Source organism: Terriglobales bacterium, assembly GCA_035573675.1.
Lineage (GTDB): Bacteria > Acidobacteriota > Terriglobia > Terriglobales > Acidobacteriaceae > DATMAB01.
On record DATMAB010000012.1, the window covers coordinates 59,683 to 74,037 of the forward strand.

Below are 14,355 nucleotides of genomic sequence, written 5' to 3' on the forward strand. Positions count from 1 at the left end.
GTCGGCGCGTGGGATGCGAAGAGATTGCATAGTCTAATGGCACGGACAATCAGGGTCAACGCAAAGCGGCGGCCGCGACTCGGCCAGAATTTTCTTTCCGACCCGCACGCCGCCCAGCGCATCGTAGATGCCCTCGGCGACCTCTCCGGCTCCACCGTAGTCGAGATCGGACCGGGACGCGGAGCGCTTACGGACCTTCTGGCCCGCCGTGCCCGCCGCCTCATCGCCATCGAAGTCGACCGCCTGCTGGCCGCGCAGCTTGGTTTGCGCTATGCCCGCCAACCCAATGTTGAGATCGTCGAGGCCGACATCCTCTCCGTCGACCTTTCCTCTCTTATCGCCATTGAACCCGGCGCGGTGATTCCCCGTCGTGTCGGCGGCAGGGCGGTCGTGGTCGGAAACCTGCCCTACTACATCACCTCGCCCATTCTCATGCGCCTGTTCACGTTTGCCGGCTCCATCGAGCGCATTGTCGTTCTGGTGCAGCGTGAAGTAGCCGAGCGCGTCATCGCACGCCCCGGCACGCGGGATTACGGCGTCCTGTCCGCCACAGCCCAACTTTACGCCCGCGTGGAGAAACTCTTCACTCTCCCGCCCGGCGCCTTTTCGCCCCCGCCCAAGGTGCATTCCACCTTGTTGCGGCTTACCATATCCCCGAGGGACGCCGAGCTGGGGATCGTCGCCGAAGAGTTCGTGGAATTCCTCAAGCTCTGTTTCGGACAAAAGCGCAAGACGCTGCGAAACAATTTGAAGTTCCGTTACGAGGAGCCGGCAGTTCTGCGGGCGTTGGCCGAGGCGGACGTTCGCGGTGACGTCCGCGCCGAGGCGCTCTCGTTGGAGAAGACCGCGGCTTTGTTCCACAGTCTTCGTCACAGGACGCCGGCGATTGAATGATGGCCGGCAGTGCCTTTGCGGCCTTGGCCGCTGAAGCGACGGAACGTAATCTTCCTCCGGACTGGAGGAGCCCATGAGCACCGCAGTGCGCGAACCCGCCGTGGCCGGCTATTTCTATCCCGGCCGGGCGGAGACTCTGCTCCGGGACGTGCGCTCTTACATCGGGTCGCCCTCCGGGAAACTGCGCGCCGTGGGCTGTGTGGCGCCGCACGCCGGTTACATGTATTCCGGACACGTCGCCGGCGCTGTGTACGCGCGCCTCGAGCTGCCTCGCCGCTTCCTGATTCTCTGCCCCAATCACACGGGTGCAGGTGAGCCGTTGGCCATCATGTCGCGCGGCGCATGGCGCACGCCGCTGGGGGACGTCCGCATCGACGAACCCCTGGCCGCACAGCTCCTGGCGCGCTGCGATCTGCTGAGCGACGACGCGCTCGCCCATCGCTCCGAGCATGCGCTGGAGGTGCAGCTTCCCTTCCTGCAGGCGCTTCGCACCGACTTTGTGTTCGTGCCGATCGCGATCGGGGTCGGCTCGTTTCAGCCGCTGGCCGAGCTGGGTGACGCAATCGCCGAGGTCATCGCCGCACACAGCGAACCCGTTCTGATCATCGCCTCCAGCGACATGAACCACTACGAATCGGACGCAGTCACGCGCGTCAAGGACGCCAAGGCCATTGAACCTATGCTGGCTGTGGACGCGCGCCGGCTCTACGACGTCGTCCGCAACGAGCAGATCAGCATGTGCGGCTTCGGGCCGGCCGTCACCATGCTGACCGCGGCCAAACGCCTGGGTGCGACCCAAGCCGAACTAGTGAAGTACGCTACGTCGGGTGATGTTTCCGGCGACCGCGCTCGTGTCGTTGGATACGCAGGCATCGTCGTCCATTGAGCACCGGTTCACAACGAAAAAGGGGCGGCGGCAAAGGCCGCCCCCGGTCTGGGTTGTGAAGAGAAGGAATCAGCGCGGATTCGAAGAGGCTCCTCTGCTTGCACCGCCCCCGCTGCTGCCGCCGGACGAGCGTGCTCCCCCTCCGTAGTTCCCGCCCGCGGACCTTCCTCCGGAATAACCGCCGGCGGCTCCACCCGACGACCGGTACGACGGCGCTGGACGCGCCTGCGTTGAAGCGCCGCTGCCGGGGCTCGCCTGCCGGCCCGAACTCCCGCCGCTGTCAAAACTGCGCCAACCGCGGTCTGCGACTCGACCCTCCTGACGTAATTCTGGTGCGGCGCGCGACTGACCCTTGCTGACCACGCCAGCATCGCGGCTGCCCACATCACGATCCATGGTCCGGCCACGCATCACAGTGGGTTCGCTGCCGCTCGAACCTGAGTTCACTCCGCCACCGCGCTGCACGCCACCGCCGCCGAAGCTGGAGTCTCCGCGAGATCGCTCCACGGCCGGCTCGGGCTCCACTCGCGTTGTCGTGATGCCGCCGCGGAACGCGTTACCCTGCGGATTGCCTGAGGTCTGGAGGTCCTCGATCACGGCCCGCCTGCGGCCGGGCGCTCCGCGCTCGCCGTCGTTGCGGTTCGGAACTATGGGCTGCAGGCCGCTTCCCACGGGCACGACTGCGCCCGCCGACCGGGAAGGAGGGGCCGGCGCGGTGAAGCCGCGCGGCGCGCGGTACACCGGCGTCACCGTGTGCCAGTTGTTCCACCGCCAGCGGTTATGGCCCAGTTGCCAGCACCATCCGTAGCCCGACAGGTAGAACCAACCGCCGTAACGATAGGGCAGCCAGCCCCACGGATACGCCGAAACCCACATGTACCCGAAGCCGGGATAGTAAACCCAGGCGCCGTTCAGGTAGGGATTCCAGTATGCGTCCACGAAGAACGGACGCCACACGTAGCCGTACCCCGGCACGAAGATATAGTTCCCGTAGTAGTTCAGATCGCTCCAGCCGTAGCCCGCATACGAAGAGTAGCCGCCGTACGACGAACCGTTGGAATAGCTGGACCGGGAGTAGCGTTCGCGGTAGTCGTCCCGGTCACGGTTCCACTGATCGTAGGAGCCTTCTTCGATGGAGCGCGCCAGGTAGTAACGGCCCGGATCTTCAAAATCCAGGTTGAAGGTCTCGTTCTTACGCACGGCCACGACCGTGCCCGGCCCGGAAACGGTAACCTCGCCCTTGTACACGGCCAGTTCCATCTGGCGCTGGCCCACGGTCAGGCGGAAGCGCGAATCCTTGCGCAGGGTGATTTCCTGGCGTCCCGCCAGCACGTGGAAGTCGTCGTCGCGATTCTCATTCAGATCGAAGTAGGCCGTGCCGTCTTCCAGCAGGGCGACGGTATATCGCTGTCCGGAACCGCGCAGGCCCAGCTCTTGCAGTTCGACCAGGGTGTTGGGCGTCAGCCGGATGGTGTCGCCGTCCTCGAACTCGACCTCGGCCAGGGCGCCATGTCCCGTCTGTACGCGGTTCCCGTGCGCCACCGGCATGTTCATCACGGCGCGCTCGAAACCGCGGCCGTCGCGGCGGTCCAGGTACACGTCGCCGTCGGCATAGCTCAAGCGCACAATGCGCACGCTGGAATCGGCAAACGCGGCGGGTACGAACAGGGTGGCGGCCAGCGCAACCAGCGCCACCACCGGTACAGGACCCAGCTTTCGGATGGTCATAGGACCCCCTCTGTGCCCCGCTCTATTAGATACATTCATTCTAACCCCCGGATGCAGGAATCCACGCTCCAGAAGCCCGCAAAAGGGTGGGACAGGCCGCCGGGGGGCCACTTTAGTGGGGGGCCGGCCCGGCCGCCGCGCCGCCCGGCATCGAGGCCAGCAGGCGCTCGGCACGCTGCCGGGCGATCTTCATCACAGCCGGGTCCTTGGCGATGGAGCGCAGCAGGCCCGCGATGGACTGCAATTCCGGCAGGCCCGCGGGCCTGCCCTTGACCTGTTCTTCCATGCTCCTCAGCTCAGCATCCAGACCCAAGCGGTCGTAGCGGCGCAGGAACTCCAGACGCCGCCCGAACTCCTGCGTGCTCCCGATGCCCATGAAGATGGTCGTCAGATCGTCGATGTACCCGTTCTCCGACCAGTTGTAGCTGGTGGCGATGCGCTCGGTGCCGTCCCACCACACCAGGGTCTTGCGTCCCATGTTGGCAATCTTCCGCCTGGTGTAGTCGAAATCGCCCCGGAAAAGGTTCACGCTGTGAGCCAGCGCAAAGATGCGGTCGCGAGTGGGCGCCGAAACGAGAAAGCTTTTCCGATAAGGCTCGTCGAGCTCAGCGGGCTCTTCGGGAAACCCGTGGTCGCGCGACTCGTACACCGCCTGTCCGGTTGCATCCAGAGTAATGGAGAAGTAGGCCGGCCGGCCGCGGGGAAAATCGAACGTGAAGGTGATGGTGGGCGGCGTCAGCTTGGGGCCGACCGAGGCGGCCTGGCCCGTCTCATCCGCAACCGCAGCGCCTACAAGCACCAGTACGACGAATGCGACGCAAGTCCGAGACTGCCGCACAGCCACTCCCCTCACGGCGCAACGCTCCGATGTTTCGCCATGGTGGCCGCGGTGTGCAAATGGCAGATGGCGATGGCCAGAGCGTCGGCCACGTCCGGGGGCTCGGGCAGGGCCTCGAGATGGAGCAAGCGTGCCACCATCTGCTGCACCTGGGACTTCTCGGCCTTGCCGTAGCCGACCACCGCCGACTTGACCGCCAGCGGCGCGTACTCGGCCACGCCCAGGCCGGCGTGCGCCGCCGCCAGCATGGCCACGCCGCGCACGTGCCCCAGCTTGAGCGCCGATTTGGCGTTGGCGGCGTGGAAGACGTCCTCGATGGCCACCATCTCGGGCCGGTGCTCCACAATCACCGCGGACAGCTCCTGGAAGATGCGCTCCAAGCGGCGCGGCAACCCGTCGCGCACCGGCAACCGGATGACGCCCGCGGCCACGCAGTGCAGCGTACTGCCTACTCCCAACTCGACGACGCCGAACCCGGTCCTCTCGCTGCCGCAGTCGATCCCGAGCACCCGCATGCAGGGAGTGTACCTCAGGTCAGGCGAGCATGGCCTTCCTCCCGAAACCAACGGTGGGTGGGGTACCCCCCTCCCCCTATTTTTCGCAAAATCGTCAAAAGAAGGGGTTTACGGGATTTGGGTGAGTCAAAATCCTGATGTCAAAGAACTTAAAAGCAAAATCGTCAAAAGAAACGACTTAGCAGCGTCCTCGGACGCTATTTCCTTCTAGAAAACCATACATTAAACCCTATAGCACGACCAAGGCATCATGTCAAGCGGAAAAGTGTACAGATGAGAAGTTTTCTTTCGCGTCTAACGGCAGACCGACCGTGGACCCTTCGGAAGTCCCCTAACAGCGGTGTGGGCTGGCAGCGGCCGAGCGGGATGACCGGGAAGGAGGGTGAGGCTATAGGTCCCTTGAATTCGGCTCGCTTTTTCAGCGACTTACGTGGGCGATAATATACTTGCGGAATCACGCCCCCCCGGAGAATAATGGCACCAAGGGACGTAGGCGGGGGGGTGCGGTGAACCGCCTTGCGGAACTGATGAGAACACCGCACGATTGCCCTCCGGAGTGGATGCTTCTGTTAACTGCGTACATAGACGAAAGTGGCTACGGCGACCAGGGCATTATTGTCATGGGTGGCTTCTTTGGCAGAGATGCCGACTGGGGTCTTTGTGGGCGGGAATGGCGGAGCGCACTAGGCCAACGCAAGGGCCTCCACATGTCTAAACTCCGCTGGAAAAACACCAAACGCATTCAGGCGCTGCTCAAGAGATTGGGCCCAATACCGCACGAGTGTGGGTTGATTCCAGTGTGGGCGCGGTTGCGTGTTTCCGACTACTCCGACCTCGTTGAGCAAACTACTCTAAGCAGAAAGCTCCAGCACGGATATTTTGTCGCCGCAGAATTCCTTGGTCTAATTCTCATGAATTACGTCCGGCTGCTGGACGAGAGAATAAAGATCGTCTTTGAGTACAACGAGCATTTTGACCGGATAATTCCGGTAATCCTTAAGGCTTATTCGATGGCTTTTCCCGCCTTTGTCAATCACGGCGTCCCGTGCTTGGCTGGGGTCGAGTTCGTGCCGAAAGATTCCACCTGCCTTACGCAGCCCGCCGATTATCTGACGTATGCTCGCCTACAGGAAATGCGCGATCCCAATTCGCTGCGAACTAGGTTGTGTTCGCCAATATTGGAACGCCAGCCTGGTGTTCACGTGGATGTAAGCAGGAACGCTATACGGCAACTCATGTCCTCCAAATCACAACAGGAATTGCGGGAGTTGGCGCGGGAGATGGAGCCCCACATACAGATGCTGAGAAAATTGCACGGCAAACGGAAGAAATGAATGTCGGACCAGTACAAGATGTTTGACCGAGCGATGCGGCGACTATTGTCTGTATCACACGATGAGATCAGGGCGAAGCTAGACGCAGAGAAGCGGACTAAAGCAGAGAAGCGGAAATCTAAGACTTCCGCTTTAGGCCGCGCTTCCCGCGCCAAGCGCTAGAACGGCGTCGTTTCACCAACTTTGCCCGTGAGCTCGGCATAGGTGAGGCGCTTAACTTCTACTCCGCTTGGGCCACCCAGCTTCCGCTGAATGACCCAGCCACCCCCCTTCGTGGCGAGGCGAATGCGGTGGAGCATAAACCATGCCGACTTCTGGGTGACGCCGATAGCCCTGCCGAGTTCATAGCTGCTGATGCCGTTCTTGCAGTTGACCAGCATCCAGACTGCGGTGAGCCACTTATCCAGGGGGATCGGGGAGTCCTCAAAGATGGTTCCGACCTTCACACTGAACTGCCGCTTCTTGTGAACGCTCTTGCACTGCCACCTCCGCTGATTCTTGAGGAACACGGCATCAGTCCGAGCGCAGATGGGACAAATCGGAACGCCGTTCGGCCAGCGCAACCTAGCCATATAGGCCAAGGCGTTGTCGGGGTCTCCGAAGTACCGGATAGCTTCTTGCAGGGTCTTGGGCTTCATGGCCTTGCTCCTAAACAAGGCGATACTACCCTCGCCACTGATTTGTCAAGTATATTATTGCCCTTACGTGTCCAGCCACGTTCCGGAAGGAGTCCAGACGGCGTCCATTGACCCTGCTAGCGAGTTGGGTGAAGGTGGCCGCCGTGAGCACACAGGAGGTGGGCAATGAACGGCTCGAACCGGCAACTAGCGCAAAATGAGCGGGCACGATGCCCGATTGGCGGTCCCCTCTTCAGGCCGCGGGCCCACGGTCGCGCTCCAGCCACGGACCGAGGCGCCCGGTCAGCATCAGGCCCAGCATGCGGAAGTCGCTGAGGAACGACCACAGGGGATGGCCGAAGGTGGCGGGCTTGTTGTGCTCCAGCAGAAAATGGCCGGTCCAGGCGAAGCCGTAAGCGATGGGGATCCAGAGGAAGGCCCAGAGTGGTTTGCCCAAGGCCAGCGCGACGATGACAGTGAGGATGCCCGAGGCGGTGCCCACGGCGTGCAGGGCGCGGTTGCCGGGGTGGCTGTGCTGCTGCACGTAGAAAGCGAAGAACTGGTCGTAGTTCTTGAACTCGCGAGCCATTCGCATCCCTCCCAGTTCAGTGGCCAGCGACAGCGGTTCGCATACCCGGCGGCGGATAGGCGGGCAGCGTCTCCTGCAGCCGGGTGTTGCGCCGCACTTCGAGTTCCTCGAACAGCACCGAGGGGTTGATGACCGCCTTGGGGATGGCCTCGTTGCTGTTATCGGCCTGCAGGTCGTCGCCGGCGGCAATGATCGAGTTGCGCAGCGTCCGCATGTCCAGCTCGGCGAAGGTGCCGCCGCGCACCAGTTCCATGCGCCCATCCGCGGCCCACACGCGGTACATCAGTTCCGGCACGACGTTGTTACCCGAGGCGGCGCTGTAGACAAAATAACCGTACGGCTTGTCCTGCTGCCTGCATAATTCGATCAGCTTCCGCTTCAGCTCCTCGAGCGAATAGCCGGGATTGGCGCGCACGAAGAGGTTGGCGAAGCTGGCCACCGGCGCTCCACCCGGGGCTGCCCGGCCGTGGCCGTTGGAATGCGGAAAATCGCGGATGGGCCGCCGCCCGACCAGATAGTTCACCAGCATGCCCTTCTCGACCACGGTGACGGGAACGGCCGTGACCCCTTCGTCGTCCAGTTCGTAGTTCCCGACCAGCGTGCGCCCGTTGAAGCTCGTGGCGGTAGGGTCGTCCACGACGCTCAGAAAATCCGGGAGAACGCGGCTCTTGTAGTACGTGGCCCAGGGGCCGGTGGTGCGGGCGGAATCGCCGGGGGCCGGCTGGTCGCCGGTGATGGCGGGGCCGACCAGGTTCCAGAAGATCATCTTGGCGGCGTCGGCGGCAAACAGCACGGGGCCGCGATAGTCCTCGACCACGGGCGCCTGGCGCAGGGCCGCCAGGTCCGCGACCAGCTTGCGCGCCGCTTCCTGCACCACCCTGGCGGGCGGAAGCTCTTCACCGCGGGCCATGACCCAGTCGCGGCTGAGGTTGAGGCGCATGCCGTCCGGCGCCTGCGTGGAGGCAGTGAAGTACAGGGTGTAGTTCTCCCGGCCGCTGCGACCGACCGTGCCTTCCGTATTCAGGAAATACCGGTTCACGCCCCGATACTCATAGTGAACGTTGGCGGAGTCGATCTTCGGGTCCGAGCGAAAGAGGGCGGAAATCGAGCGCGCGAGGTCCCGCCGGCCTTCGGGATCCTTCTCACCCGGAACCAGGGGGCCAAGAGAGACGGTGCTGGGTTCGCGTGAGAAGTCGTCCACCGAATGTTCGACCACGAGGTCCTTGAGCATGGCCTGCTTGGCGCTGCGGGCCGCCAGGGCGTTCTTGTAAGCGGCGTCGGTGGCCAGCCAGAGCTGGAAGCGCAGGGCCAGCTCATCGTCGCCTACGGTGGCAAAGGCCACCTGGCCCTGGCCGGGGCCGAAGTAGCTGTCGTCCTTGTAGTCGCCGACGCGCACGACGGCGCGGATCAGGCGGCTGCGCTGACGGTTCTCCTGCAACAGCGCGCCGAAGGCGGCATCGACCGAATGCTCCTCGGCGTCGGTCACCGAGTATTCGATGTAGTACGGGCGGTCGAGCTTTTCCAGTTGCAACCGCGCGCGGGACCGCTCCAGTTCGGCGCTCATGGCGCGCAAGACGGGATCGTCACCGGCGCCGGGGGCGGTCTGCTGGGCGGGCGCGGAGCACGCAACTGCGAGGAGGGCGATTCCGGCCAGAAGGCGGGCGCTGCGCTTCATCGCTGCACCTCCGGGGGCCGGACACCGGTCTCGAAGGCCGGCGGCGGCAGAATCGGGGGGCGGTTGCGTGACACCGCTTTCTTCTGCACTTCGATCTCGGAGAACAGGATGGCCGGGGCCGAAGCCGACACCGGGATGTTGCCGCTTTCCGCGCCACAGATGCCGTTGAAGACCTGGGTGGTATCGCCGGTCACGATCAGCCGGTTCAGCGCCACCAGGGGCGTGCCCACGATGTCCACGCCGCGGACCAGCTCGTCCGGTCGTCCGTCGGGATAGACGCGCCACACCATGATGGGGAGGATCTGGAAGGCTTGCGGCAGGAAGCGCGTAGTCAATGTAAAGCCGCCGGCGATGTCCTCGAAGTAGAGCCCGTAAGGCTTGTTCTGGCGCTTTACTTCGTCGATCAACTTCTGGCGAAGCTGTGCGTCAGGGACGGTGTGCGTGGAAGTGACAATGAGGTTGGCCTGGCGGCCCACGGGCATCAGCCCTTCCTGGGCACGTCCATGACCGTTCGACTCGGCAAAACCCTGGACCGGCATGCGAGACATAAGGAAGCCCTTCAGGACGCCGTCTTTCACCACCTCCGCGCGCTGGCCTGGAACGCCCTCGTCGTCGAACTGGTAGTAGCCGTTGAGCTCCACGCCGCCCAGGGTCTTCAGGGTGGGATCGTCCACGACGCTGAGGAAGTCGGGCAGGATCTTCTGATTGACTTTCTTGGCGAAGGTCTGGCCTTCCTCATCGCCGCGCTGCCGCTGGCCCTCGAGACGATGCCCGAGCACCTCGTGGAAGAACACGGCCGCCGCGCGTCCGGAAAGCAGCGCGGGCCCGGCGTAGGGCTCGACCAGCGGGGCCTTGCGCAGCGCGCGCAGGTCTTCGGCGAGCTTGCGGACCTTGGCCGTGACCTCCGCCTGCGGAGGCAAGCCGTCGGGCGTCGAGGCATCGAACGTCTCGGCCCGGAACAGCTCCATGCCGTCGTCGGTGCGCGTTTCCGCGTAGACCACCAAGCGGCTGAGCGACTCCGAGGTCATCACGCGCGAGCCTTCACTGCTCACGAAGTAGCGCGTGGAAGCGTCCACCACGAGGGTGACGTAAGAACCGTAAATCTCTGGATATTCCCGCAATATCCCGGAGAGTCGCCGCACACGCTCCTGCCACGCGTTGCGGTCGAGCTGTGGAACCGGGGCCGGTTGTCCGATATGCACGTGCGGCTTCTGCTTGCTGAAATCCGGCGAAGAGTCTTCCTCCTCGGCTTTGACCTGGTGCTCGGTCTGCACCTCAAGGAGCGCACGCGACGCAATCTTGTACTGGCGGTCGGTGGTCAGCCAAAGCGCCCGGGCGATGGCCTCCCGGTCGTCCTCGATGGGGAGCAGGGTCGAGCCCAACCCGCTGGGGCGGCGGTGATTGTGTGTGTTGTCGAGCTGATGGCCGCCCACCCGTACCGTCACATCCACCGAGCGCACGCGACGGGACAAGGGGTTGAATAGATCACCCTGGCTGCCTGAGACCACCTCAAGATTGTGCTCGGAAGCGGCGTAGCTGATGTAGTAGGGCGCAGGCTCCGCTTTGGACAGTTCCTGCATCGCCCGGTTCAGTTCCTGCTCGAGCGTTTCCAGGAGCAGAGCCGAGGAAGCGTCAGGGGCTGCTGGCTTCGCCGCCATGCCGCCGGTGGCCGGCATGGAAAACAGGGTCCAGAGGAGGAGGAGTACAACAGGACGAGAACGAAACACGCTCATGCCAGTTATTGAGTGTACAGGAAGCGCGGAAGTTCCGTCGCGTCCTGTGACGGCCCCCCGGGCAGCGCTCCCAAATTCCGGGGACAAGTCGGCCCCAGCAGCGCCCGCCAGAGAGTATAATTTTTGAGGTTTGCAACTTCGTCCTCTGGGGGTTTGTTTCATGTCGAAGCGGTTGAGATTCATGGGTTTGGCGCTGCTGGCGGTGTGCGTCCTCGGGGCTTGGCTGGTGGCGGACACTGGGGCCCAGGCTTCCAAGGCGAAGCCAAAAGTCATGGTAATCGGGGTGAACGGAGCGGAGTGGGACTTCCTGCGTCCGCTGCTGGTGAGGGGCGAACTGCCCAACCTGGCCCGTTTGATCGAGAACGGAACGTCGGGCTACTTGAAGACCCTCTCGTCGCCCAATTGTCCCAAGGTCTATACGACCTTCTTTACCAGCACGCCTCCGGTCGAGAACGGAGTGACGGGGTTTGTGGTGAACGGCCAGACGGCCAACACCCACATGCTGAAGCAGGAGCCCATCTGGTCCATCCTCTCGAAGAACGGCGTCTCGGTGGGCATGGCCAACGTGCCGGGTACGTTCCCGGTGATGCCGGTGAACGGCTACATGGTCAGCGGCATGCTGACGCGGGGCAAGGACTGCGAGGATGGCGTCCTGTGTTCTCCGAAACTGACCGAGGTGCAGGGCGGCGATCCGGTGTATCCGGCGGCGCTCAAGGATGAACTGCTGGCCAACGTGGGCGATTTCTACATCGACTGCGCGCGCATCCCGAAGAACGAAGCTCTGGCCGGACACGAGGCGGAAGCCATCAACCAGTGGCTGGCCAAGGTGGATACCATCCGCGCTCAGCAAACCAAGTTGTTCGACTACCTGCTGACCAAGTATCCCAAGGATTTCACGTTCCTGGTCCAATCCTGCGAAGACCGCACGGGCCACTGGCTTTATCCCATCCAGCCGCACAACGTGGGATACAACGCGAAGATCCACCAGGCCCGTGTGGACGCGTTTCCCAACCAATATCGCGCTTTCGACAAGGTGCTGGGATCGATCCTGAAGCACGTGGATGAGAACACCTACGTGTTCATCGTGTCGGACCATGGGATCAAGCCGCTGCGCTACAGCGACCACCACGAACACATGGATCACCCCATGGATAGCGTCATCGCCAAACACGACTTCAACGATGGCGACGAAGTGCCGGGAGCATTCATCGCGGTCGGACCGGGCATCAAGAAAGGCTTCCAGTTGCAGGGTCTGCCGGTCAGCGCCTTCGACATCGCGCCTACGCTGCTGCACCTGTATGGGATTCCGCAGCCAAAGCAGATGAAAGGCCGCGTGCTCACGGAAATCTTCGAGGACGGCACCAAGGTCGCGGAAGCTGCCGCCAAGACAGAACACGCCCACTAGACCAGAGCAGTCCGATCGGAACCAGGCGCCCGTTTTTCAGGGCGCCTGATTTTCTTTGAGCAGGGATGCGGCCTGCGCTTCCGCGCGCTTTGCTTCTTCCACTCGTCCCAGACCGCGATACGATTCGGCCAACAGGCGGTAGACGTCGGCGGTCGGCGCTTCCCCCTGCGAGGCCCGTTCCAGCTGGCTGGCTGCGTCGGCATACCGCTTCTCAGCCAGGAACATGCGCGCCAACTCGACGCGGGCCGCGGCGGCTTTAGGACGCAACAGCGTCGCAGCCTCGAACTGATCGCGGGCGGCAGCGGCATCCCCCAGGCGCGCATAGACGCGTCCCAGGAGCACGCGGGCATCGTATTGGCCGGGAGCAAGTCGCAGGGCCTCGTTCAAAGCGTCGCGGGCGCCGGCCAGGTCGTTCAGCTTTTCGAGCGCCTGGCCGTGGTACCAGGCTGCCGCGGCGTCGTTGGACCGCAAGGCGCGGGCTCGTGCCAGGTGCTGCGCCGCCTTGGCGTAATCACCCTGCGCCAACTCGATCTGGCCCAGTTGCAGGAAGGCGACGGCGGACGTCTCATCCAGCGCGATGGCCTTCTCCAGGGCGGCCCGGGCGACGTCGGGTCGCCCGCCCTCGTCGGCCATCAAGGCGCGATGCAGCAGATTCTGCAACTCGATCTTGTCCTTAGGATCAGGCAGCAGCGATGGCTCGGGCACGTTGGTCTGGCCAGGATCGCTGCCCAGGTATCCCAGCGCCTTCAGGTGCTCCAGCGTCTCCTGAGGAACCTTCCCCGCGCTCCCTGGTTCGGCGCCGGCGCGGAACTCCGCCAGCAGCGCGCGGGCCGCCTGCACCTGGGGATTCCAGGGCTCGTATCCATTGCGTGTTTCGCCCGGGTCGGCCACAAGGTCGTAGAACTCAGGACGGGGAGCCTCGATGAACTTCGAGTTCTCCCAGCGCACAGATCGCAGCGGCGCCCAGCCGAAACGCAGCGGATAGTCGGTTTCTCCAATGGCCGGGATCTCCGGCAGAGACTCTCCCTTCAGCGAGGGTGTGAGCGAGCGACCCTGCAGCTCCTTGGGTATGGGCAACTGCAACTGCGCAAGGACGGTCGGCAGGATGTCGATGGTGCGCACCTGATTGTTGTTGACCGTGCCCGCGCGGGCGGCGCCCGGCAGCTTCACGATCAGAGGCACGTGCAGGGTGGAATCGTAGAGGAAGATGCCGTGCGTCTCCTCGCCGTGCTCGCCCAGACCTTCGCCGTGGTCACCTACGACGACGACCAGCGACGAGCGGTACCGCGCCTGGCGGTCCAGATAGGTCAAGAGCCGGCCCAGCGCAGCATCCGCATAGGCTATCTCGCCGTCGTAGGGGGAGTTCTTGTATAGCTGGTCGTAAGGCGCGGGGGGCTCGTAGGGATCGTGTGGGTCGAAGAGATGCACCCACAGGAATCGTGGACCGCTGCGGTTCCGTCCCATCCACTCGATGGCCCTCTCGACCACATCCATGCCCCGGCGCTCCACCCTGCCCCAGCGCGGCGCGGATTTGGGCAGGTTGGGGAAGTTGTCATAGAAGTCGAAGCCGCGGTCCAGTCCGGGCGCCAGCGAGGAGCTGTCCAGAATCACGGCTCCGATGAAGGCCGCGGTCCTGTAGCCGCGCTGCTTGAGCATCTGCGCCCAGGTGGCGTGCGCAGCGCCGAGCGGCACGCCGAAGTCGGTCACGCCGTGGGTGCTGGGCAGAAGTCCAGTGAGAATGCTGGCGTGTGAGGTATTGGTAATCGGGCTGGGAGTGAAGGCCTGGGAGAAGCGGATGCCGTCACGGCACAGGCGATCGAGAGCCGGAGTCTGCGCCCGGCCGTAGCCGTAGCAGCCGACGTGGTCGGCGCGCAGCGTGTCGATGGTGATCAGGACGACGTCGGGCTGCGTTTGCGCCGCGGTGTAGGGGGTCGTCGCCAGCACCCACAGAAAGAAAAAAAGGAAGCCACGCAATCGCATCGCAGGCCAGACTAGCATAGCGCCAAGCTGTGACGAAACCGGCGGCCGGTCGTGCGGCCGCGCGATATAATGTCAGTTGTCTGCGCGCGGCCCGAATGTGTTCGTCGGACGCACGCACCTTGACCCTTGATGTCCGTGTCGAATCCCAGGATCCCACACCT

Annotated in this window: 12 protein-coding genes; 4 read left to right on the plus strand and 8 right to left on the minus strand. The window is 63.7% G+C overall.

Annotation, left to right across the window (positions count from 1 at the left end):
- The first annotated feature begins 36 nt into the window (after positions 1-36).
- Both rsmA and amrB read left to right on the plus strand, forming a co-directional pair.
- On the plus strand, positions 37-894 hold the full coding sequence (gene rsmA / locus VNK82_04220) for a 16S rRNA (adenine(1518)-N(6)/adenine(1519)-N(6))-dimethyltransferase RsmA (protein ID HXE90151.1): 858 nt from the start codon (positions 37-39) through the stop codon (positions 892-894).
- Positions 895-967: 73 nt separating this feature from the next.
- Entirely contained in the window at positions 968-1,780 is an 813-nt protein-coding gene (amrB, locus tag VNK82_04225) for an AmmeMemoRadiSam system protein B (protein HXE90152.1), read from the plus strand.
- A 69-nt stretch (positions 1,781-1,849) separates the two neighbouring features.
- Here the strand turns inward: amrB and VNK82_04230 are convergent, their stop codons facing one another.
- From VNK82_04230 to ruvC, 3 genes are all read right to left on the minus strand, one after another.
- The gene (locus tag VNK82_04230) at positions 1,850-3,508 is read right to left on the minus strand and encodes a FecR family protein (GenBank protein HXE90153.1); all 1,659 of its coding nucleotides are present in this window, start codon (positions 3,506-3,508) and stop codon (positions 1,850-1,852) included.
- 112 nt (positions 3,509-3,620) lie between these two features.
- Positions 3,621-4,361, minus strand: coding sequence for a hypothetical protein (locus tag VNK82_04235; GenBank protein HXE90154.1), 741 nt, complete (start codon positions 4,359-4,361; stop codon positions 3,621-3,623).
- A complete protein-coding gene (gene ruvC, locus VNK82_04240) occupies positions 4,358-4,861 on the minus strand; it encodes a crossover junction endodeoxyribonuclease RuvC (protein ID HXE90155.1) in 504 nt (167 codons plus the stop codon). The genes VNK82_04235 and ruvC overlap by 4 nt, the downstream gene beginning before the upstream one ends.
- Before the next feature lie 560 nt (positions 4,862-5,421).
- Here ruvC and VNK82_04245 point away from each other — a divergent pair.
- Positions 5,422-6,195 (plus strand): DUF3800 domain-containing protein, encoded by a 774-nt coding sequence (locus VNK82_04245; GenBank protein HXE90156.1) that lies wholly within the window; start codon positions 5,422-5,424, stop codon positions 6,193-6,195.
- A gap of 158 nt (positions 6,196-6,353) precedes the next feature.
- Here the strand turns inward: VNK82_04245 and VNK82_04250 are convergent, their stop codons facing one another.
- From VNK82_04250 to VNK82_04265, 4 genes are all read right to left on the minus strand, one after another.
- A complete protein-coding gene (locus VNK82_04250) occupies positions 6,354-6,833 on the minus strand; it encodes an IS1595 family transposase (GenBank protein ID HXE90157.1) in 480 nt (159 codons plus the stop codon).
- A 232-nt stretch (positions 6,834-7,065) separates the two neighbouring features.
- Positions 7,066-7,401, minus strand: a complete 336-nt coding sequence (locus tag VNK82_04255) for a DUF962 domain-containing protein (GenBank protein HXE90158.1) — start codon at positions 7,399-7,401, stop codon at positions 7,066-7,068.
- A 16-nt stretch (positions 7,402-7,417) separates the two neighbouring features.
- The gene (locus VNK82_04260) at positions 7,418-9,076 is read right to left on the minus strand and encodes a metallopeptidase TldD-related protein (protein HXE90159.1); all 1,659 of its coding nucleotides are present in this window, start codon (positions 9,074-9,076) and stop codon (positions 7,418-7,420) included.
- The gene (locus VNK82_04265; protein ID HXE90160.1) at positions 9,073-10,752 is read right to left on the minus strand and encodes a TldD/PmbA family protein; all 1,680 of its coding nucleotides are present in this window, start codon (positions 10,750-10,752) and stop codon (positions 9,073-9,075) included. Before VNK82_04265 ends, VNK82_04260 begins: the two co-directional genes overlap by 4 nt.
- A 217-nt stretch (positions 10,753-10,969) precedes the next feature.
- Here VNK82_04265 and VNK82_04270 point away from each other — a divergent pair, with 217 nt between their 5' ends.
- Positions 10,970-12,214, plus strand: coding sequence for an alkaline phosphatase family protein (locus VNK82_04270; protein HXE90161.1), 1,245 nt, complete (start codon positions 10,970-10,972; stop codon positions 12,212-12,214).
- A gap of 36 nt (positions 12,215-12,250) precedes the next feature.
- Here the strand turns inward: VNK82_04270 and VNK82_04275 are convergent, their stop codons facing one another.
- Positions 12,251-14,194 (minus strand): sulfatase-like hydrolase/transferase, encoded by a 1,944-nt coding sequence (locus VNK82_04275; GenBank protein ID HXE90162.1) that lies wholly within the window; start codon positions 14,192-14,194, stop codon positions 12,251-12,253.
- Positions 14,195-14,355: the final 161 nt, after the last annotated feature.